At 72.4% G+C, this 20,718-nt stretch carries 21 protein-coding genes; 9 read left to right on the plus strand and 12 right to left on the minus strand.

Annotated elements, in window-relative coordinates; translation table 11 throughout:
- Positions 1–173 precede the first annotated feature (173 nt).
- From qcrB to ctaE, 4 genes are all read right to left on the minus strand, one after another.
- The gene (qcrB, locus tag ACZ6PY_RS07545; protein ID WP_466070124.1) at positions 174–1,805 is read right to left on the minus strand and encodes a cytochrome bc1 complex cytochrome b subunit; all 1,632 of its coding nucleotides are present in this window, start codon (positions 1,803–1,805) and stop codon (positions 174–176) included.
- The gene (qcrA, locus tag ACZ6PY_RS07550) at positions 1,802–2,890 is read right to left on the minus strand and encodes a cytochrome bc1 complex Rieske iron-sulfur subunit (RefSeq protein WP_466070125.1); all 1,089 of its coding nucleotides are present in this window, start codon (positions 2,888–2,890) and stop codon (positions 1,802–1,804) included. The genes qcrB and qcrA overlap by 4 nt, the downstream gene beginning before the upstream one ends.
- Before the next feature lie 67 nt (positions 2,891–2,957).
- Positions 2,958–3,794: a cytochrome bc1 complex diheme cytochrome c subunit gene (gene qcrC, locus ACZ6PY_RS07555; protein WP_466070127.1), complete on the minus strand. Its 837-nt coding sequence runs from the start codon at positions 3,792–3,794 to the stop codon at positions 2,958–2,960.
- Between the two features lie 72 nt (positions 3,795–3,866).
- Positions 3,867–4,466, minus strand: coding sequence for an aa3-type cytochrome oxidase subunit III (gene ctaE / locus ACZ6PY_RS07560; RefSeq protein WP_357335535.1), 600 nt, complete (start codon positions 4,464–4,466; stop codon positions 3,867–3,869).
- Between the two features lie 108 nt (positions 4,467–4,574).
- Here ctaE and ACZ6PY_RS07565 point away from each other — a divergent pair, with 108 nt between their 5' ends.
- From ACZ6PY_RS07565 to ACZ6PY_RS07580, 4 genes are all read left to right on the plus strand, one after another.
- A complete protein-coding gene (locus ACZ6PY_RS07565) occupies positions 4,575–5,528 on the plus strand; it encodes a cytochrome c oxidase assembly protein (protein ID WP_466070128.1) in 954 nt (317 codons plus the stop codon).
- A 122-nt stretch (positions 5,529–5,650) separates the two neighbouring features.
- Positions 5,651–6,049 carry a response regulator gene (locus tag ACZ6PY_RS07570; RefSeq protein ID WP_466070130.1) on the plus strand — a complete coding sequence of 133 codons (399 nt, stop codon included), beginning with the start codon at positions 5,651–5,653 and terminating at the stop codon, positions 6,047–6,049.
- 213 nt (positions 6,050–6,262) lie between these two features.
- A complete protein-coding gene (trpD, locus tag ACZ6PY_RS07575; protein ID WP_466070132.1) occupies positions 6,263–7,309 on the plus strand; it encodes an anthranilate phosphoribosyltransferase in 1,047 nt (348 codons plus the stop codon).
- A gap of 104 nt (positions 7,310–7,413) precedes the next feature.
- Complete coding sequence (locus ACZ6PY_RS07580; RefSeq protein WP_466070134.1) at positions 7,414–7,635, plus strand: hypothetical protein; 222 nt, start codon at positions 7,414–7,416, stop codon at positions 7,633–7,635.
- A 1,025-nt stretch (positions 7,636–8,660) separates the two neighbouring features.
- On the opposite strand, the gene ACZ6PY_RS07585 is transcribed toward ACZ6PY_RS07580, so the two are convergent.
- Positions 8,661–9,086, minus strand: a complete 426-nt coding sequence (locus ACZ6PY_RS07585) for a cytochrome c oxidase subunit 4 (protein ID WP_466070136.1) — start codon at positions 9,084–9,086, stop codon at positions 8,661–8,663.
- A gap of 10 nt (positions 9,087–9,096) precedes the next feature.
- Positions 9,097–10,068: an aa3-type cytochrome oxidase subunit II gene (gene ctaC / locus ACZ6PY_RS07590; protein WP_466070138.1), complete on the minus strand. Its 972-nt coding sequence runs from the start codon at positions 10,066–10,068 to the stop codon at positions 9,097–9,099.
- A gap of 171 nt (positions 10,069–10,239) precedes the next feature.
- On the opposite strand from ctaC, the gene ACZ6PY_RS07595 reads away from it, so the two are divergent.
- On the plus strand, positions 10,240–11,391 hold the full coding sequence (locus ACZ6PY_RS07595) for a cysteine desulfurase family protein (RefSeq protein WP_466070139.1): 1,152 nt from the start codon (positions 10,240–10,242) through the stop codon (positions 11,389–11,391).
- Complete coding sequence (locus ACZ6PY_RS07600; protein WP_387117973.1) at positions 11,388–11,615, plus strand: sulfurtransferase TusA family protein; 228 nt, start codon at positions 11,388–11,390, stop codon at positions 11,613–11,615. Before ACZ6PY_RS07595 ends, ACZ6PY_RS07600 begins: the two co-directional genes overlap by 4 nt.
- Positions 11,616–11,637: 22 nt before the next feature.
- Here ACZ6PY_RS07600 and ACZ6PY_RS07605 read toward each other — a convergent pair whose 3' ends face one another.
- From ACZ6PY_RS07605 to ACZ6PY_RS07615, 3 genes are all read right to left on the minus strand, one after another.
- Positions 11,638–12,612 carry a carbohydrate kinase family protein gene (locus tag ACZ6PY_RS07605; RefSeq protein WP_262282358.1) on the minus strand — a complete coding sequence of 325 codons (975 nt, stop codon included), beginning with the start codon at positions 12,610–12,612 and terminating at the stop codon, positions 11,638–11,640.
- Positions 12,613–12,812: 200 nt separating this feature from the next.
- Positions 12,813–13,181 (minus strand): iron-sulfur cluster insertion protein ErpA, encoded by a 369-nt coding sequence (erpA, locus tag ACZ6PY_RS07610; RefSeq protein ID WP_091320045.1) that lies wholly within the window; start codon positions 13,179–13,181, stop codon positions 12,813–12,815.
- Positions 13,182–13,366: 185 nt separating this feature from the next.
- Positions 13,367–14,527, minus strand: coding sequence for a glycerate kinase family protein (locus tag ACZ6PY_RS07615; RefSeq protein WP_466070140.1), 1,161 nt, complete (start codon positions 14,525–14,527; stop codon positions 13,367–13,369).
- A gap of 44 nt (positions 14,528–14,571) precedes the next feature.
- Between ACZ6PY_RS07615 and nadA the strand changes: the two genes are divergently transcribed.
- The 3 genes from nadA (at position 14,572) to ACZ6PY_RS07630 (ending at position 18,047) form a co-directional block, all read left to right on the plus strand.
- A complete protein-coding gene (gene nadA / locus ACZ6PY_RS07620) occupies positions 14,572–15,747 on the plus strand; it encodes a quinolinate synthase NadA (RefSeq protein ID WP_466070142.1) in 1,176 nt (391 codons plus the stop codon).
- A gap of 157 nt (positions 15,748–15,904) precedes the next feature.
- A complete protein-coding gene (murA, locus tag ACZ6PY_RS07625; RefSeq protein WP_262282353.1) occupies positions 15,905–17,317 on the plus strand; it encodes a UDP-N-acetylglucosamine 1-carboxyvinyltransferase in 1,413 nt (470 codons plus the stop codon).
- Between the two features lie 121 nt (positions 17,318–17,438).
- Positions 17,439–18,047, plus strand: a complete 609-nt coding sequence (locus ACZ6PY_RS07630; protein ID WP_466070144.1) for a DUF3043 domain-containing protein — start codon at positions 17,439–17,441, stop codon at positions 18,045–18,047.
- A 10-nt stretch (positions 18,048–18,057) separates the two neighbouring features.
- Here ACZ6PY_RS07630 and ACZ6PY_RS07635 read toward each other — a convergent pair whose 3' ends face one another.
- From ACZ6PY_RS07635 to ACZ6PY_RS07645, 3 genes are read right to left on the minus strand one after another with little or no spacing between them, the layout of a single operon-like run.
- Entirely contained in the window at positions 18,058–19,026 is a 969-nt protein-coding gene (locus ACZ6PY_RS07635) for an ABC transporter ATP-binding protein (RefSeq protein ID WP_466070146.1), read from the minus strand.
- Positions 19,023–19,832: an ABC transporter permease gene (locus ACZ6PY_RS07640; protein ID WP_466070148.1), complete on the minus strand. Its 810-nt coding sequence runs from the start codon at positions 19,830–19,832 to the stop codon at positions 19,023–19,025. The genes ACZ6PY_RS07635 and ACZ6PY_RS07640 overlap by 4 nt, the downstream gene beginning before the upstream one ends.
- Positions 19,825–20,676 carry an ABC transporter permease gene (locus tag ACZ6PY_RS07645; protein ID WP_466070149.1) on the minus strand — a complete coding sequence of 284 codons (852 nt, stop codon included), beginning with the start codon at positions 20,674–20,676 and terminating at the stop codon, positions 19,825–19,827. Before ACZ6PY_RS07645 ends, ACZ6PY_RS07640 begins: the two co-directional genes overlap by 8 nt.
- Positions 20,677–20,718: the final 42 nt, after the last annotated feature.

Here is a 20,718-nt window from a genome sequence, read left to right on the forward strand (position 1 = left end):
CCCGGCTGACCGGGGTTATTCCTGCGATTCCACCCGTCCGTGTCGGGGGGTGGCGGGACACCGGAGCGGGGCCGACCGGCGTCTCCCGGCGGGAACGGGACGGCGGGGCCGCAAACGGCCGTGGCGCCCGCCGGTGATCCGGCGGGCGCCACGGTCAGTCGTACCCGGGTGGGTCAGCGACGGCTCTCGCCGCTGCCGATCTCCTCCCGCTCCGGTCGGGGCTCGACCGGCGGGTGCCCCGGCGAGACCGGCGCCTCGGCCGGCTTCTCGATCGGGTAGAAGAAGCCCCGGATGGCCGGGCCGAGGGCGCCGAGCCGGTTCATCTTCTTCGGGACCACCCAGCCGACGTAGTCGAGCGCCGGGCCGTGACCGTCGTGACCATCGACCGGGGTCAGCGGCTGGTGGACCTCGACGAACCGACCGTCGGGCAGCCGCTTGATGATGCCGGTCTCCACGCCGTGGGCCAGCACCTCCCGGTCGTGCTGCTGGAGACCCAGGCAGAGCCGGTAGGCGATGTAGTAGGCCAGCGGCGGGACGACCAGCAGACCGATCCGGCCGGCCCAGGTCATCGCGTTCAAGCTGATGTGGAACTTGTCGGCGATGACGTCGTTGCCGCCGGAGAGGGTCAGCACGACGTAGAAGGAGACCGCCATGGCGCCCACCGCGGTCCGGGCCGGAACGTCCCGGGGCCGCTGGAGCAGGTTGTGGTGCTTGTAGTCCTTGAGGCGGCGCGCCTCCAGGAACGGGTACATCGTCGACAGGCCCACCAGGATGCCGGGGAGCACAACCGTCGGCCAGAACAGCGGCGGGATGACGTACCCGTCGCCGATCGGGATGGAGATCTCCCAGGCCGGCATGAGTCGGGTCGAGCCGTCGAGGAACATGACGTACCAGTCGGGCTGGCTGGCGGCCGAGACCACCCACGCCTCGTACGGGCCGAAGTACCAGATCGGGTTGATCTGGAAGAGGCCACCCATCAGCGCGATCACGCCGAAGACGACCATGAAGAAGCCGCCCTGCTTGAGCGCGTAACGCGGGAACATGCGCTCGCCGACCACGTTCTCGTTGGTCCGGCCGGGGCCGGGCCACTGGGTGTGCTTCTGCTTGAAGACCAGGCCCAGGTGGACGCTGATCAACGCCACCAGCAGACCCGGGATGAGCAGGACGTGGGCGATGAAGAACCGGCTGATGATGATGGTGCCCGGGAACTCCCCGCCGAAGATCGACGAGCTGACCCAGGAGCCGATCACCGGGATCGACAGGATGATGCCGGAGGCGATCCGCAGGCCGGTGCCGGACAGGCCGTCGTCCGGCAGCGAGTAGCCGGTGAAGCCGGCCAGGAAGCCGACCCAGAACAGCAGCGAGCCGATGATCCAGTTGGTCTCACGCGGCTTGCGGAACGCGCCGGTGAAGAAGACCCGGAGCATGTGCACCACGATCGCGGCCATGAACAGCAGAGCCGCCCAGTGGTGCATCTGCCGCATGATCAGACCGCCCCGGACGTCGAACGACAGGTCCAGGCTGGAGGCGTACGCGGTCGACATCGGGGTGCCCCGCAGCGGGGCGTAGCTGCCGTCGTAGACCACCTCGGTCATCGCCGGCTCGTAGAAGAAGGTCAGGAAGACACCGGTCAGCAGCAGGACGATGAACGAGAACAGCGCGATCTCGCCCAGCAGGAAGGACCAGTGGTCGGGGAAGACCTTGTTCAGCAGTTTGCGCAGCGGGGTGGCCACCTGGAAGCGGTCGTCCACCGCCCCGGCGGTCTTGGCCGGCAGCGCGGCCGCATCGAACTTTCGGCGCTTCATGGCCGCTCCCAGAAGTCGGGACCGATGGTTTCGGTGTAGTCGGACCTCGCCACGAAGAAGCCCTCCTCGTCCACCTCGATCGGCAGCTGGGGCAGCGGCCGGTTCGCCGGGCCGAAGACCGGCATGGCGTTGTCGGTGATGAGGAACTGCGACTGGTGGCAGGGGCAGAGCAGCCGGTTGGTCTGCTGCTCGTAGAGGCTGGCCGGGCAACCGGCGTGCGTGCAGATCTTGGAGAACGCGACGTAGTTGCCCCACATGTAGTCGCCGTGGCCCTTGCGCTCGTTGGCGGCGCGCGACTTCTGCGCGTCGTCCTCGCGCAGGTGGATCAGCAGGGTCGGCGAGTCGGCGTGCTTGTTGCTGACGCCGCCCTCGATACCGGGGAACACGGTGAGCTGGCCGCCGACGCTGACGTCCGCCGGGCGGATCGGCCGGCCGTCCTCGCGGATCAGCCGGATCCGCTTGCCGTCCGAGGCCGGCTTGAAGCCGGTGGTGAACATCTGGTTGTTCTTGTGCGGGTTCGAGATCAGGCCACCGACCAGCGGCGCCGCGACGACCGCGCCGACCGGCACCAGGCCGGCGAGCAGCGAGACGCCGAGCAGCGGCCGGCGCTTCACACCGAGCTCGTCGGCCATGTACACCATGGTCTCGCCGGTGATCTTGCGATCCTCCGGAGAACCGGGCTGGTCGTGCCGGTCCTGGATCGAGACCTCCTTCGGCAGCAGCTTCTTGCCCCAGGTGAGGATGCCGAAGCCGATGCCGAGCAGGGCGATGCCCAGGGTCACGCCGAGCAGCGGGGTGTAGTACTTGTCACCGCCGCGGCCGGCCTCCCACTTCCACGGCCACCAGATGTAGATGATCAGGAAGGCGGTGGCCGCGGCGCCGGTCAGCAGGAACATCGAGGCGACCGTGCGGGTCAGCCGACGCTCCGCCTTGCTGCCCGGGACCACCTGCGGCTCGTAGTGGACGATCTCGATGTCGTCGCGCCGCGCGCCCTCCTGGACGATCTCGAACCGGGAGATCCGGGGGTCGTTCACGTCGAGCGGCTCCGGGCCCCGCTGGGCCGGGTGCTCGGTGTGGGTGCTCATGCCGTCACCTCGCTACGGGTGGCGCCGGGGGTCGGCGTCACAGCACTGAAACCAATGATCCGCTCGGTCACGACTTGCCCGCAATCCACAGGCTCGCGAAGACCAGCGCGACGATGCCGACCAGGAAGATCGCGAGACCCTCGGTCGACGGGCCGTAGCGGCCCAGGTTGAAGCCGCCCTGGTCCTGGTCGTGCTTCAGGGTCTCCTGGATGTAGGCGATGATGTCCGCCTTCTGCTCCGGAGTGATCTGGTTGTCGCCGAACACCGGCATGTTCTGCGGGCCGCTCAGCATGGCGGCGTAGATCTGCCGGTCGCTGGCCGGGCGCAGGCTCGGCGCGTACTTGCCCGACGACAGGGCGCCGCCGCCACCACCGAACGCGTGGCACTGCGAGCAGTTGATCCGGAACAGCTCGCCACCGGCGGCCATGTCGGCGTTCTCGTGCAGGTTGTTGCCCTGCGGCACCTGCGGGCCGCCGCCGAGCTCCTGGATGTACTGGCCGAGCTGGCGCACCTGCTCGTCGGTGAACACCGGGGGCTTGCGCATGGCCTGGGCTTCCTGCCGGGCCATCGGCATGCGACCGCTGCTGACCTGGAACTCGACCGAGGCCGACCCGACGCCGATCAGGCTCGGACCGCGTCCCTCGACGCCCTGGGCGTTGCGACCGTGACAGGTCACACAGCTCACGTCGAACAGCGCCTTGCCCTCGTTGGCGGCGGCGCTCAGGGGCGGGTTGTCCTGCGCCTGCACGCCGGGGGCGAAGACGGTGTAGGCGCCGCCGGCCAGCATCAGCGCGGCGGCCAGCCGGACCGCGGCACCCAGCCGGCGGCGGCCCCTGCTGCGCGCTACGGGCCGCCCGCGCAGGCGCGCGAGCAGACCGCGTCGGCGGTCGTTGTCAGAAGTCATGACCTGTGTCCTTAACCGGTTGGACCTTGTCTCAGGGGACGGAGCAGCGGCGCGATACGTGACGCGCCAAGATCACTGAAGCCAGTAGATCATGGCGTAGAGCCCGATCCACACGACGTCGACGAAGTGCCAGTAGTAGGACACGACGATCGCCGAGGTCGCCTGCGCCGGCGTGAACCGGCCCATGGTGGTGCGGACCATGAAGATGATGAACGCGACGAGACCGCCGGTCACGTGCAGGCCGTGGAAGCCGGTCGTCAGGTAGAACATCGACCCGTAACCGTCTTCGTTGATCTTGACGCCCTCGTGCACCAGGTTGCGGTACTCGTTCGCCTGGCCGAGCACGAAGATCAGACCCATCACGAAGGTGATCGTGAACCACCGGCGCAGGGCGTGGACGTCGCCCTTCTCGGCCGCGAAGACACCGAGCTGGCAGGTCACCGAGGACAACACCAGGATCACCGTGAAGGTGGTCGCGTAGGGGATGTTGAGGATCTCGGTGTGCTTCTCCCACTGCTCCGGCGCCGCCGCGCGGATCGAGAAGTACATCGCGAACAGCGCCGCGAAGAACATGAGTTCGCTGGAGAGCCACACGATCGTTCCGACGCTGACCATGTTGGGTCGCGTCAGGGAGTGGATCCGGCTCTTGTCAATGGCTGGGGCCGCAGTCACGCGGTCATTATTGCCCTTGACCGGGACCGACGATCAGCGGGGTGGCAAACCTGTGCCATCAGTGGCCCGATCGTGGTCGTCCGCTTCGCCTGACCTACCCTGAAAAGCGTGCTGCACGTCGATCCGATCTTCGCCGCCACCTCGGTGGCCCCGGCGACACTCGCCGCGGAGAGCGAGGCCGTCCCGCCGCCGTTCACCGTGGCCCGGGTCCTGACCGAGACCCGGCTGGAGAGCTGGCTCACCCTCGGTCTCGTGCTCGCCGCCGGCCTCTACCTCTACGGGGTGTACCGGCTGCGGCTGCGCGGCGACCGCTGGCCGGTCGTGCGTACCGTCAGTTTCCTCTTCCCGGGCCTCGGCGGCATCGCCGCGGTCACGGTCAGCGGGCTCGGCGCCTACGACACCGCCCTGCTGTCGGTGCACATGATCCAGCACATGGTGCTGTCCATGATCGCGCCGATCTTCCTGGCGCTCGGCGCCCCGGTGACGCTCGCCCTGCGCACGCTGCCGCTGCGCCCGCGCAAGCGGCTCCTGGCGATCGTGCACAGCCGGGTCGCCCGGGTCTACAGCTTCCCGCTGGTGGCGTTCGCCATCTTCGTGGTGAACCCGTTCGCCCTCTACTTCACCGGGCTCTACGAGATCACCCTCCGGCACGAGTGGGCGCACGAACTCGTACACGCGCACTTCATCATGACCGGCTGCGTGTTCTTCTGGCCGCTGCTCGGTCTGGACCCGCTGCCCGGGCGCTGGCCGTACCCGGCGCGGGCGCTGCTCATGCTGCTCTCCGTGCCGTTCCACACCGTGCTCGGGCTCACCATCATGCAGAGCACCACCCTGCTGGGCGGCGACTGGTACCCGTCGCTGCACCTGAGCTGGTCCGACCCGTGGAACGACCAGGTGGTCGCCGGCGGCGTGCTGTGGGCCGGCGGCGAGTTCGTCAGCGTCACCATGCTGGCCGTGCTGGTCGTGCAGTGGATCAAGCAGTCCGAGCGCGAGGCCCGCCGGCTGGACCGCGAGCTGGACCGCGAGGAGGCCCGCCAGCGCGCCGCGGAGGCGAGCGCCTGACCCCGGCTCGGTGCGTCCGACGCCACGCCGGGGCCGGGAGGCGTCGCCCAGGGCGGGGCGACAGGCCGGATGTGACGCCCGCTACGATCGGCGGGCAGCTACGAGGTGGGAGCCACGTCACGATGAGCGATCGTCTTTGCACCGTCCTGCTCTACAGCGACGACCCGAAGGTCCGTGACCGGATGCGACTCGCCGTCGGCACCCGGCCCGCCCCCGGGCTCGAGATCGAGTTCGTCGAGGCCGCCGACTACGAGGCGTGCGTGCGGCTGGTCGACGACTACGAGATCGACCTGCTGCTGCTCGACGGCGAGGCGAGCCCCGGCGGCGGCCTCGGCATCGCCCGCCAGATCAAGGACGACCGGGACGACGCCCCGCCGACCTGCGTCGTGCTGGCCCGCGCCGCCGACCGATGGCTGGCCGCGTACGCCGAGGTCGACGCCACGCTGACCCACCCGCTCGACCCGGTGACCGCCGGCACCACCGTCGCCGAACTGCTGCGGCGCACCCACGCCGCGGCCTGAGCCACCCCACGACGACTCCAGCCCCGCCCGGAGCCGTCGTCCCGGCGCCCCGGCGACGCGGCCGTGGCGCCGGCTCCCGGCCCTGATCCGGCCGCTGCGCCGCCCCGGCGGTGCTCCGGTCGGGTGACGGCCGCCGGCCCTGATCCGGCCCCGCACCGCCCGGCGGCGCGGACCGGCCACACCCCCTTCTCACGCCCGCTCGGGAGGCCCGCCATGGGCGAACGGACCTGGCCGCTTCTGCTCAACGCGCTGCTGCGCGGCGAGGAACTCTCCACCGCCGACACCGCCTGGGCGATGGGCGAGATCATGGCCGGCTCGGCCACGCCGGCCCAGATCGCCGGCTTCGCCGTGGCCCTGCGGACCAAGGGCGAGACCCCCGCCGAGCTGGGCGGCCTGGTCGAGGCGATGCTGACCCGGGCGGTCCCGGTGGCGCTGCCCGAGGAGGTCCGGGCCACCGCGCTGGACGTGGTGGGCACCGGCGGCGACCTCGCCCACACGGTGAACATCTCCACCATGGCCGCGCTGGTGGTCGCCGGGGCCGGCGTCCGGGTCGTCAAGCACGGCAACCGGGCCGCCTCCTCCTCGTGCGGCACCGCCGACGTGCTGGAGTACCTGGGCGTCCCGCTGGACCTCGGCCCGGAGCAGGTGGCGCGCTGCGTCACCGAGGCCGGCATCGGCTTCTGCTTCGCCGCCCGGTTCCACCCCGGGATGCGGCACACCGGCCCGGTGCGCCGCGAGATCGGCGTGCCCACGGCGTTCAACTTCCTCGGACCGCTGACCAACCCGGCCCGCCCCCGGGCCGGCGCGGTGGGCTGCTTCGACCCGCGGATGGCCCCGGTGATGGCGGCCGTCTTCGCCGCTCGGGGCGACTCGGTGATCGTGATGCGCGGCGAGGACGGGCTGGACGAGTTCAGCACCGGCGCGCCGACCCGCGTCTGGGTGGCCCAGCAAGGAGCCATCAGGGAGGCGCTGCTGGACGCGACGGAGCTCGGGGTGCCCCGGGCCACCCTGGCCGACCTGCGGGGCGGTGACGCGGCGTACAACGCCGGGGTCGTCCGGCGGCTGCTGGCCGGCGAGACCGGCCCGGTCCGCGACGCGGTGCTGGTGAACGCCGCGGTCGCGCTGGCCACCCAGGGCCCGCTCGACGGTGACCTCCACGAGGCGCTGCGCGCCGGCCTGGTCCGGGCGACCGAGTCGGTCGACTCGGGCGCGGCCGCCGCCACCCTGGAGCGCTGGCTCGAGGTGGCCGGCACGCTCTGACGGGTTTTGTCGGACCTGCGTGCCAAACTACACGGGAGTAATCTTCCGTTTTCCGCCGATGCGCCGCCGCCAACCGGCGACCACCGGAACGAGAGGAGACGCCCGTGTCGGACCGCGAGCTCTACTGCGACAGCTGCGAGGGCGTCGTGCTGTTCGAGGCGCCCCCCTGCGTCGACGGGCACGGCGCCGACTGCCCCGAGCTGATCTGCACGGGCTGCGGAGCGGCCGTGCTCATCGCCACGTTCGCCTTCCGCGCCCCGCGCCTGGGCAACCGCCGCGCGACCACCAGCGGCAGCACCCGCCGCGCCCACCGCCGCGCCGCCTGATCCGCTCCCGCCTGGCGGACCGGCCCGGACGGGCCGCGATCGGAGGCGGCAGGACCGCCCCGACGGGCAGACCGAACGGAAGCGGCGAGACCCGCGCCGGAGGGGACGGAGGCGGCAAGGGCCAGGCCGAAAAGTCGGGGGCTCCCGCCGACGAGATCCGCTCACCGTCTCACCGTGAGCGGCCGCAGCCCACCGCCCAGCTCGGCCGTAGCCCTCCGGCATGCACGGCCCGGCCTCCGCTCGTCGACGCCGCACCACACCGCCACGCACCACATCGGGCCGCCGCACCAGGCACCACGAGCCGGCCACACCGCCGCCGTCCACACCACGCCCGCCGCACCACGTCGGCGCACCGCGCCGCCACAGGCAGGACCGCACCGCCGCATCGCATCACCGCACGCCCGGGCCGGGCCACACCGCCGCGCCGCGCCGCCACAGGCAGGACCACACCGCCGCGCCGCGCCGCTGCAGGCCACACCCCCAGACCGCCGTCGCCCGCGGCCGCACGCCGCGCATCGCTTGCTCACAGCGGCAGCCGCACCGCCCGACGGGCGCCCACACGCCACACCGCGCCGCCGGCGCGTCCCACTGCGCGCCGCCCTACACCCTCGCCGCCGTGGGCGGCGCAATCTTGGACACTTACCGTTCGCACGGAACGGCAACTGTCCAAGATCCGGCCAGCCACCGCGGCGATCATGAGGTTAGCCGCGGCATAAAAGGGGCGGAACGAGCGGTCAACTTCATGATCGACGCAGGAACGCGCCCGGCGAAGGAGCACGGCCGTCGCAGGAACGCGGCCAGCGCAGGAGCGGCCAGCGCAGGAGCACGGCCGTCGCAGGAGCACGGCCGTCGCAGGAGCACGGCCGACGCAGGAGAAGGGCAGACGCGAGAACGGCCCGATGACCCCAGAGGGGCCCACGCCAGAGAAGGGCCCACGCGCGCGAGAACCGCGGGAAAGCAGCGGAGAGAAATGCGGAAGGCCCGCGGCCCCCGGGAGGGGACGCGGGCCTTGCCGGTGGTTCGGGTCAGTGCTCGGCGGTGCGCCGGGTGCCGGAATAGTACTCGAAGAGCAGGCCGCAGGCGCCGAAGACGACCGCCACCATGCCCAGGCCGATCAGCCAGAACTGCCAGAAGACCAGGCCGAGACCGGCGACCGCGGCGGCCAGGGCCAGGCCGAAGGGCCAGTAGCTGCCCGGGCTGAAGAAGCCGATCTCGCCCGCGCCGTCGGCGATCTCGCCGTCCGCCCGGTCCTCGGGCCGCAGGTCGATGCGGCGCGAGACGAACCAGAAGAAGCCGCCGCACATCGAGCAGAGCAGGAAGGACAGCAGCAGCGCCACGGTGCCGACCCACTCGACCCGGCCGCCGTCGCCGTACGTCCAGGCGCCGTAGAGGATCGTCGCGCCGAAGAGGAACGTCGCGATGATCAGGAAGATCTTCCACTCGGTCTTCATGCCGGACCCCTCAGCTTCCCGCGCCGGCCGTCGCGTCGGACGGGTTGAAGTTGGCCGTGTTGCGCCGCGTCTTGAACGGCACGGTTTCGGTGGCGTACGGGTCCTCGCCGATCGCCGAGAGCGCGTCCTGGGTCGACTTGCCGGCCTTCTTGGCCGCCAGGAACTGGTCGTACTTCTCGGGCGAGACGACCCGCAGCTCGAAGTTCATGAAGGCGTGGTAGCTGCCGCACAGCTCGGCGCAGCGGCCGACGAAGTGGCCTTCCTGGTCGATGCTGGAGACCTCGAAGGTGTTGCGGATGCTGCCCGGCATGACGTCGCGCTTGAACAGCAGCTCCGGCACCCAGAAGGAGTGGATGACGTCGCGGCTCTGCTCCTCGAACCGGATCGACTTGCCGCTGGGCAGGACCAGCACCGGGATGACCTCGCTGGTGCCCAGGACCGAGGCGACGGTGTTGGCGTCGCGGCCCTGGCCGTCGCGGTAGTTGAACTGCCAGTTCCACTTGAAGGCGACGACCTCGACGGTGACGTCGGGGTTCTTCGACTCCTTCACCACGTCGGTCTGCACCACCGCGGTGTAGTAGAAGAGCACGGAGACCACGAGGATCGGCGCGATGGTGTAGAGGAACTCCATCGGCAGGTTGTAGCGGGTCTGCACCGGCAGCTCGTTGCCGCGCTTGCGGTAGCGGATCACGCACCAGAAGATCAGGCCCCAGACGAACACGCCGACCGCGAGGGCCGCGATGCAGGACGCGATCCACAGGTCGTACATGCGGTGCGACTCGGGCGTGATGCCGCCCTGCGGCCATCCGAAGCCGCCGAACGTCTTGCCGACGTCGCAGCCGGTGAGCAGAACCAGCAGCGCGGCTCCACCGAGACCGAGCCCGGCGAGTCGACCAGCACCACGCCGCCGGCCCCCGCCGGCCCCCGAGGAAGCGCTGTGCCGTACGGCCGACGGCCGTACCTCCGAACTCCTTGCGACCACCTGGTCCTGCCTCCCTAGCGCGCCGCGGTGATTGTTTCGCTCGACACCGACGGCAAAGGCGTCACCGACGGTCGCAGATTACTCGACCATGGCGGGCCTGACCGTCTTGGGGTCACTGTCCGCCCCCATCGGGGGGATCTTGGGCGTACCGGGGCGATAGCGTGGACCTTCGTGAGCGCAAACCCGGTCTACCTGGACGCGGCCACCGCCGCCCCCCTGCATCCGGTCGCGCGGCAGGCGCTGCTCGCCGCGCTGGACGACGGCTGGGCCGACCCGGCCAAGCTCTACGGCCAGGCCCGCCGGGCCCGCCAGCTCCTCGACGCGGCCCGCGAGGCCGCCGCGCAGACCCTCGGCGTCCGCGCCGACGAGCTCTCCTTCACCCCCAGCGGTACGGCGGCCGCGCACGCCGCCGTACTCGGGGGCCTGTCGGGGCGGCGCCGGACCGGGGCGGCCCTGGTGCACTCGGCGATCGAGCACTCGGCCGTGCTGCACGCCGCGGAGCGGCACGTGGCGGGCGGGGGCGACGCGGTGTGCGTACCCGTGGACCGGCTCGGCCGGGTGGACCTGGACGCCTGGGCGGCGGCGGTGGCCGCCCCCGGGGTGGCCCTGGCCGCCCTGATCGGGGCGAGTCACGAGGTGGGCACGGTGCAGCCGGTGCCCGCGGCGGCGGAGCTGTGCGCCGAGGCGGGGGTGCCGCTGTACGTCGACGCGGCGCAGCTGGCCGGCCGGGCGCCGCTGCCGGCCGGGTGGTCGGTGCTGAGCGCCAGCGCGCACAAGTGGGGCGGACCGCCCGGCGTGGGGCTGCTCGTGGTGCGCAAGGGCACCCGCTGGGAGTCGCCGTTCCCGGCCGACGAGCGGGAGTCGGGGCGTACCCCGGGGGTGGTGAACCTGCCGGCGGTGGTGGCGGCGGCGGCGAGCCTGCGCGCGGCGGCGGCCGACGCGGCGGCGGAGGCGGCCCGGCTCGGTCCGCTGGTCGACCGGATCCGGGCCCGGGTGGCGGCCGAGGTGCCGGACGTGGAGGTGGTGGGCGACCCGGTGGACCGGCTCCCCCACCTGGTCACGTTCTCCTGCCTGTACGTGGACGGGGAGGCGCTGCTGCACGCGCTGGACCGGCGGGGCTTCGCGGTCTCGTCCGGCTCCTCGTGCACCTCGTCGACGCTGCGGCCGTCGCACGTGCTGGAGGCGATGGGGGTGCTGTCGCACGGCAACGTCCGGGTGTCGCTGCACCGGGAGACCACGGAGGCCGACGTCGACCGGTTCCTGGCCGAGCTGCCCGGGATCGTCGCCGGCCTGCGCGCCGAGGCGGGGGTGACCGGCCTGTGAGCGAGCCGGACGAGGTGCTCGACTGCCGGGGCCAGCGCTGCCCCCTGCCCGTGATCAATCTCGCCCGGCGGCTGCCGGAGCTGCCGGTGGGCGCGGTGGTCCGGGTGCTGGCCGACGACCCCGCCGCGGCCGTGGACATCCCGGCCTGGTGCCGGATGCGCGGGCAGGAGTTCGTGGCCGCCCACCCGGACGGGCCGGGCTACGACGTGCGACGCACCCACTGACCCCGCGGGTCAGCGGGGTCGGTCACTGCAGGTGCGGCCGGACGTCCTCGGCGGCCGCGTCGCCGTACGACTCGGCGAGCCGCTTGACGAACAGGTCGCGGCGGACCTCGTACTCCTGGCCGCCGAAGTTCTCCAGCACCAGCGTGGCGAGCAGGCAGCCGACCTGGGCGGCGCGCTCCAGGCCGACCCCCCAGTTGAGCGCGGCGAAGAAGCCGGCCCGGAAGCCGTCGCCGACGCCGGTCGGGTCGACCGCCTGGATCTCCCGGGCGATCGGCACGTGGATGGTGCCGACGTCCCGGCCGGCGATCTCCACGCCCTGCTTGCCCAGCGTGGTGACCCGGACCTTCACCCGCTCCAGCAGCTGGGCGTCGGTCAGCCCGGCCTTGCTCTGCAGCAGCGACTTCTCGTACTCGTTGGTCATCAGGTAGTCGGCGCCGTCGACCAGGCCGAGCACGTCCGCGCCGTCCATCCGGGCGAGCTGCTGCGACGGGTCGGCCACGAAGGCGTAGCCGCGCTCCCGGCACTCGGCGGAGTGCCGGATCATCGCGGCCGGGTCGTTGGCGCTGACCAGCACCAGGTCGAGGCCGCCGAGCCGCTGCGCCACCGGGGCCAGCTCGATGTTGCGGGCCTCGCTCATCGCGCCCGCGTAGAACGAGGCGATCTGGCACATGTCGGTGTCGGTGGTGCAGACGAAACGGGCCGTGTGGGCGATCTCGCTCACGTGCACCGAGTCGCAGTCGACGCCGTGCCGCTCCAGCCAGGACCGGTAGTCGGCGAAGTCCGCGCCCACCGCGCCGAGCAGCACCGGGCGCAGCCCGAGCTGCGCCATGCCGAAGGCGATGTTGGCGGCGGTGCCGCCGCGCCGGAGGACCAGCTCGTCGACGAGGAAGGACAGCGAGACCTTGTCCAGCTGGTCGGCGATGAGCTGGTCGGCGAAGCGGCCGGGGAAGCTCATCAGGTGGTCGGTCGCGATCGAGCCGGTCACGGCGATCTTCATGTCAACCCTCGCGGTCGGGAGCACGGCGCGGGTCAGCCTACCGGTCGCCCCGGCCGGCGGGACGGGGGTCGGTCGACAACCGGCCGCCTCCCGTGCCTCCGGGCCTCACCTCCCGGACACCCGCCGGAGAAGACGGAACGGCGGGGCCACCCCGTGAGGGATCGCCCCGCCGTCCGGCAGGCGTCGTCGGCCCCGTCGACTCAGCTGAACGAGTCGCCGCAGGCGCAGGAGTTGCCGGCGTTCGGGTTGTCGATGGTGAAGCCCTGGGCGTCGATCCGGTCGGCGAAGTCGATGGTGGCGCCGGCCAGGTAGGGGGCGCTCATCCGGTCGACGACGACCTCGACACCGCCGAAGTCGGTGACGACGTCACCGTCGAGCGACCGCTCGTCGAAGAACAGCTGGTACCGCAGGCCGGAGCAGCCGCCCGGCTGCACGGCGACCCGGAGCCGCAGGTCGTCACGGCCTTCCTGCTCGATCAGGGCCTTGACCTTCTGCGCCGCGACGTCGGTGAGGACGACGGTGCTGGGGGCCTTGGCCTCGGTCGACTCGGTCTGCGCTGGCGTGGTCACGTGGAAGTCTCCCTGCGCGGTATGGGGTCCGGACGCACTGGCCAACGCCGCACGTCCGCCAATGATTCCCGGTGTGGTCCAGATCCGATCGTACGCCGCTCCCACCGAGGTCACCCGGCGGCGTGACGACTGACTCGCCCCGATCGGGCCCGGCCGCCGGGCCGCCGGCGGGCGTCCGGGTCGGCTCAGCGGCTCCACTGGCCGGCGAGCCGGGCGCCGAGCGCCCGCAGCCCCTCGGCCGGGCGGCTCATCGCCGCCTCCACTCCCCCGCGCTCCTCGCCGCCGAAGTGCTCGACCAGGCTGTGCGCCTCGGTCACGCCGGCCGCGGCGGCCTCCCGCCGCCCGGTGCTCACCCGGCCGGCCAGCACCACGCACGGCACCCCCCGGTCCCGGGCGGCCCCGGCCACCCCGGCGACCACCTTGCCGCGCAGCGACTGGTGGTCGAAGGAGCCCTCGCCGGTGATCACCAGGTCGGCGGCGTCCAGCGCGGCGTCCAGGCCGATGGCCCGGGTGACCAGGCCGATGCCGGACTCGCACCGGCCGCCGAGCGCGAGGACCGCCGCGCCGAGGCCGCCGGCCGCGCCGCCGCCGGGCAGCGCGCCGAGCCCCGTCGGGCACCCCGGCAGGTCCCTCTCCAGCACCGCCGCCCAGCGCTCCAGCGCGGCGTCGAGCAGCAGCACGTCCGCCCGGGTGGCGCCCTTCTGCGGGCCGTACACGTTGCTGGCGCCGTGCAGCCCGAGCAGCGGGTTGTCCACGTCGGTGGCGGCGACCAGCGCCGCGCCGCGCAGCCGCGGCGCGCCGTCCAGCCCGGTCACGGCGGCGAGGGCCGCCCCGCCGTACGGCAGGGCCCGGCCGGCCTCGTCCAGCGGGGTGACCCCGAGCGGGGTGAGCATGCCGGCGCCGCCGTCGTTGGTGGCCGAGCCGCCCAGCCCGACCACCACGGTCCGCGCTCCCGCCTCGACCGCCGCGGCGACCAGCAGGCCCAGCCCGTAGGAGGTGGTCGCCTTCGGGTCCCGCTCGGCGGCGGAGAGCAGGTGCAGCCCGCACGCCTGGGCGCTCTCCAGGTACGCCACGCCGTCGTCGGTGAGGAGGATCTCACCGGCGGCGGGCCGGCCGAGCGGGTCGACGGTGGGCACCGGCAGCAGCCGGCCGCCGAGCGCCTCGGCGAGCACGGCCACGAAGCCGGGTCCGCCGTCGGCCAGCGGCCGGACCAGCAGTTCGTCGGCGGGGGCGACCTCCCGCCAGCCCTCGGCCACCGCGGCGGCCACCTTCTGGGCCGGCAGCGTGCCGGCGAACTTGTCCGGGCAGAGCAGCACGCGCATGCCGAGCAGTGTGGCAGGCCACATCCGTGGCGGCCGCGCGGCCGTCGGGCTGTGGGACCATGGGGGGCGTGACTTCGACCTGGGTTGAGCCCTCCAACACCGCCACTGCGCTGCTGCTCCTCGGCCGCGGCAGCGACCCCGCCACCGAGCGTGGCGTGGAGTGTCCGGGTGACCTCCCCGCGCCGAGTGACCCGGACCTGGTGGCCCGGGCGGCCGCGGCGAAGGCCGCGCTCGGCACGAAGGTCTTCGTGCTGGGCCACCACTACCAGCGCGACGAGGTGATCCAGTTCGCCGACGTGACAGGCGACTCGTTCAAGCTGGCCCGGGAGGCCGCGGCCCGCCCCGAGGCGGAGTACATCGTCTTCTGCGGCGTGCACTTCATGGCCGAGAGCGCGGACATCCTCACCTCGGACCGCCAGAAGGTGATCCTCCCCGACCTCGCCGCCGGCTGCTCGATGGCCGACATGGCGGTGCTGTCGCAGGTCGAGACCGCCTGGGACGTGCTGACCGAGCTGGGCATCGCGGCGGACACCGTCCCGGTGACGTACATGAACTCCTCGGCGGACATCAAGGGCTTCGTCGGCCGCAACGGCGGTGTGGTCTGCACCTCGTCCAACGCGAAGCGGGCGCTGGACTGGGCGTTCGAGCAGGGGCAGAAGGTGCTCTTCCTCCCCGACCAGCACCTGGGTCGCAACACCGCCGTCCTGGAGATGGGCTTCTCGCTGGACGACTGCGTGCTCTACGACCCGCACAAGCCGAACGGCGGGCTGACCCCGGAGCAGCTGCGCGACGCGAAGATGATCCTCTGGCGCGGGCACTGCTCGGTGCACGGCCGCTTCACCCTCGACAGCGTCAACGACGTGCGCGAGCGGGTGCCGGGGGTCAACGTGCTGGTCCACCCGGAGTGCCGGCACGAGGTCGTCAACGCCGCCGACCAGGTGGGCTCGACCGAATACATCATCAAGACCATCGAGGCGGCCCCGGCCGGCTCGGCGTGGGCGGTCGGCACCGAGCTGAACCTGGTCCGCCGGCTGGCGCTGGCGCACCCGGACAAGCAGATCATGTTCCTCGACCGGGCGGTCTGCTACTGCTCGACGATGAACCGGATCGACCTGCCGCACCTGGTCTGGGCCCTGGAGGAGCTGGTCGCCGGGCGGGTGGTCAACCAGATCACCGTCGACCCGGACACCGCCGGCCACGCCCGGGCCGCACTGGACCAGATGCTCGCCCTTCCCGGCGCCTGATCACCCTCGGTCACATCACTGGTACGGAAACGCACCGGAATCCCCGGTTCGTGCCCTCACTGGTGATGTGACCGATTCCATTCTCGTCACGGAGGGCTATGCTGCCGGGGCGACGACTCACGCGGTCCGTTTTGACCGGGCCGTCATCCGGGTAGCGATGCAGATCGTGCACCTGACTCATCTACACGGCAGCACCAACGCGCTGGAGGTTGCGTTGACCGACGACGTCCTGGTCGTACACGGAGGCACTCCGCTCGAAGGGCGGATCCGCGTGCGCGGCGCGAAGAACCTCGTGTCCAAGGCGATGGTGGCCGCCCTGCTGGGCGACACCCCCAGCCGACTGTTCGACGTGCCCCGGATCCGGGACGTGGAGGTCGTCCGCGGCCTGCTCGGCCTGCACGGCGTCAAGGTCAGCGACGGCGAGGAGGACGGTGAGCTGGTCTTCGACCCGTCCAACGTCGAGAGCGCCAGCACCGACCAGATCAACGTGCACGCCGGCTCCAGCCGGATCCCGATCCTGTTCTGCGGCCCGCTGCTGCACCGGCTCGGTCACGCCTTCATCCCCGACCTGGGCGGCTGCCACATCGGCCCGCGCCCGATCGACTTCCACCTCCAGGCGCTGCGCGAGTTCGGCGCGACCGTGGACAAGACGCCGGAGGGGCTGCACCTGTCGGCGCCCAACGGGCTGCACGGCACCAAGTTCGCCCTGCCCTACCCGAGCGTGGGCGCCACCGAGCAGGTGCTGCTGACCGCGGTGATGGCCGAGGGCGTCACCGAACTGCGCAACGCGGCCGTGGAGCCCGAGATCATCGACCTGATCTGCGTGCTGCAGAAGATGGGCGCGATCATCAAGGTGCACACCGACCGGGTCATCGAGATCCAGGGTGTGAAGCGGCTCAGCGGCTACACCCACCGGCCGATCCCGGACCGGATCGAGGCCGCGAGCTGGGCGGCGGCCGCGCTGGCCACCCGCGGGCACGTCGAGGTGCTCGGCGCCCAGCAGGCCGACATGATGACCTTCCTGAACATCTTCCGCTCGGTCGGCGGCGAGTACGAGGTCACCGACCTCCGCCCGCCGCGCGGCGGCGGGCCGGGCCAGGAGGGCGGCATCCGGTTCTGGCACCCGGGCGGCGAGTTGAACGCCGTGGCGCTGGAGACCGACGTCCACCCCGGGTTCATGACCGACTGGCAGCAGCCCCTCGTCGTGGCGCTCACCCAGGCCCGTGGCCTGTCGATCGTCCACGAGACGGTCTACGAGCAGCGGCTCGGCTACACCGAGGCGTTGAACACGATGGGCGCCAACATCCAGGTCTACCGGGACTGCCTGGGCGGCACCCCCTGCCGCTTCGGCCGCCGCAACTTCAAGCACTCCGCGGTGATCGCCGGCCCGAGCAAGCTGCACGCGGCCGACCTGGTGATCCCCGACCTGCGGGCCGGTTTCAGCCACCTGATCGCGGCGCTGGCCGCCGAGGGCACCTCCCGGGTCTACGGCGTCGACCTGATCAACCGGGGCTACGAGGACTTCGAGGCCAAGCTGGCCGACCTCGGCGCGCACGTCGAGCGTCCCTGACGTCACACCCGCTACGACCACTCCGGCTCGGCGCGCCTTTCGCCACGCCGCGACCCGGAGCAGCCGCGCCCGGTGCACCCGCGATGTGCACCGGGCGCGGCTGTTTGGCTACCCTTGCCGCGTGCCGTCGCTGTTTCGCCGCAAGCCCACCGACCTCGTCGAGGAGTCCGTCACCCCGGTGACGACCGACGAGGCGTCCGCCGCCGCCCAGCCCCGGGGTTACACCCCGAGCAAGAAGGAGCTGGGGTTGACCACCCCGAAGCGGCCGGCCGCGGGTCGCCGCCCGGCCGCCCCGGCCCGCCCGCTGACCAAGGAGGAGGCCCGGGAGCAGCGCCGCGCGGCGCGCGCCGAGTCCGCGGCCGAGTTCCGGCGTGAGGGCGGCCCGCGCGACCGGGGCCCGGAGCGGCTGCTGGCCCGCAACGTGGTCGACTCCCGGCGCACGGTGGGCACCTGGTTCTTCGGCGGCGCGCTGATCGTGCTGCTCGGCTCCAACCAGGCCATGCCGCCGATCGTCCGGCTGCTGTCGAACGTGCTGTGGGGCGCGCTGGCGCTCGGCGTGGTGATCGACTCGGTGCTGATCACCCGGAAGATCAAGAAGCTGGTCCGGGAGCGCTTCCCCAAGAGCACCGAGCGGCTCGGCTCGCTCTACTTCTACGCGATCATGCGGTCGATCACGTTCCGCAAGATGCGCGCCCCCGCGCCCCGGGTGAACATCGGCGACAAGATCTGACCGGGCCCGCTCAGCCCACCTCGGCCGGGGCGCGGTAGAGCCGGGCCACGACCTCCTCGATGTCCGGCTCCACGATCGAGATGTCCCGCAGCGTGGCCAGGCCGGCCAGCCCGGCCACCACCTCGGCGACGCTCGCCGACTCCAGCGCGAAGACCAGCCGGCGTCCGTCCGCCTCCACCCGCTGCACCGGCGCGCCCGGCAGCACCGGCGGCGCGGGCAGCGCGGCGTCCAGCTCGGCGACCACCATCCGGCGGGAGCCGTACCGGCTGTGCAGGGCGGCGATCGAGCCGTCGTGCACCACCCGCCCGCGGTCGATCACCACGAGGCGCCGGCACAGCCGCTCGATGTCGGCGAGGTCGTGGGTGGTGAGCACCAGGGTGGTGTCGCCGGCCCGGCCCAGCTCCGCCAGGAAGCCCCGGACCGCCTGCTTGCTGACCACGTCCAGCCCGATGGTCGGCTCGTCCAGGAAGAGCACCTCGGGACCGTGCAGCAGCGCGGCGGTCAACTCGCCGCGCATCCGCTGGCCCAGGGAGAGCTGCCGGACCGGGGTGTCCAGGAACTCGTCCAGGTCGAGCAGGCTCCGGCAGCGGGCCAGCCGGGCCGCGTGCTCGCCGGACGGCACCCGGTAGACGTGCCGCAGCAGCGCGAACGAGTCCCGCAGCGGCAGGTCCCACCAGAGCTGCGAGCGCTGCCCGAAGACCACGCCGATGCGCAACGCCAGCCGGGTCCGGTCGGGCACCGGCCGCAGCCCGCAGACCCGGGCCCGTCCCGCCGAGGGCATCAGCACCCCGGTGAGCATCTTCAGCGTCGTGGACTTGCCGGCGCCGTTCGGGCCGATGTAGCCGAGCATCTCGCCCCGCTCCACCCGCAGGTCCACCCCGTCGACAGCGGCGACCGTCCGCTTCTCCCGGCGCAGCCGCCCGGTCCGCACCCGGACGGTGAACTCCTTGCGCAGCCCGTCCATCTCGATGACGTTCATGACCCCGTACTCCGGTAGTGGCGGATCCCGACGCGCCAGGCCAGGGCGGCGACCGTCGCGGCGACCAGCGCGACGCCGGGCGAGGCCCAGCCGACCCAGGCCGGCAGCCCCAGCGGGTCGGGCCGGCCCAGCAGCGCCAGCGCCGGGTGGTAGCTGACGAAGGCGAAGCCCATCCCGTACGCGAACAGCGCACGGAACCAGCCGCCGTAGACGGTGACCGGGTACGAGGTGAAGTCGCGCCCGCCGTAGGTGACCGAGTTGGCCAGCTCCCCCGAGTCGATCCAGTAGAACGACACCGTCGCCGTGGTGACGAAGACCGCGGCGAAGAAGACCACGGCGGCCGGCGGGGCGACCAGCGCCAGCGCCACCCGGCCCGGCGTCCAGTCGATGCCGGCCGAGGCGAGCGCGAACACCAGCACGGCCAGCCCGAAGACCGCCCGGGAGACCTTCCGCAGCGGCAGGTCCATCAGGAGCAGCTGGGGCAGCGCGGCCAGCGGCCGGACCAGCACGGCGTCGAAGAGGCCGGTACGCACGTACCGGGGCAGCCGCTCGATGTTGCCGACCAGCAGGTCGGCGGTGGCGAACGAGAACGACGACAGGCCGACGACCACCAGGGTCTCGCGGAGCGTGAACCCGCCCAGCTCCCGGGTGACCCCGAAGAGCACCAGCACGGTCATCACGTCGAACACGGTGGCGCCCATGTTGCCGACGAGGTCGACGGCGAACGAGGTCCGGTACGACGCCTGCGACCGGGCCTGCGCACCGAGCAGCGCCCGGTACGCCCGCAGCGCGCCCGGCTCAGCCACCCTGCACCACCAGCCGGTGCTCGGCCCGGCGCTGCACGAGCCGGCAGAGCGCCAGCAGCAGCACCGCCCAGCCGACCTGGAGCCCGACCAGACGCAGCTCGGTCGGCATCGGCTCCCGCTCGACCAGCACGTCCAGCGGGACCTGCAACAGGCTGGGGAACGGGGTGGCGTACCGCAGCGTGGCCTCCAGCCAGCCCGGGAGGAAGCCGAGCGGGAAGTAGAGGCCGGCGAGCACGCCGGAGCCCAGCGTCCAGAGGATCATCGGCCCGCGGACGTCCTCCAGCCAGTACGCGGTGGCGTTGACCAGGTAGCGGCAGGCGAAGCAGACCACGACGGCGAGCAGCACGGAGAGCCCGAACAGCGGCAGGGTGGCCCAGTGCCGGGGCAGGTAGACCGCGAAGAAGAACGGGCCGATCACCACCGGCGGGAGCAGCCGGGCCAGCGAGGCGAACCCGGCCCGGCCCAGGTCGGTGGCGAGGTAGCTGGTCACCGGGTGCACCGGGCGGAGCAGGTCGGCCGCGACCTCCCCGGTCCGGATCCGGTCGGCCAGGTCGGTCCAGCCCCAGATCGCGATCACCGCGAGCAGCCCCTGCCCGGCCCAGACGAAGGTGCCGAGCTGGGCGCGGTCGTAGCCGGCCACCGTGCCGGCCGCGCCGGCCACCGCGAGGAAGATGTAGCAGCGCAGGAAGCCGAAGACGGTGTTGGTGACGACCCCCGCCACGGCGGCCTGCCGGTAGGTGGCATGACGCCGAAAACCGGAGGCGGCTATCGCGCCGAATGTCCGAAACCATCGGGTAACGTTTGGATCCGTGGGCGGTGCCACAGTGGCGGTGACAGAGCCCACGCCGCTACCCTCCTTCCGCAGCCACGACGTGCTGGACCGGGC

The organism is Micromonospora sp. NPDC048907 (assembly GCF_055586885.1).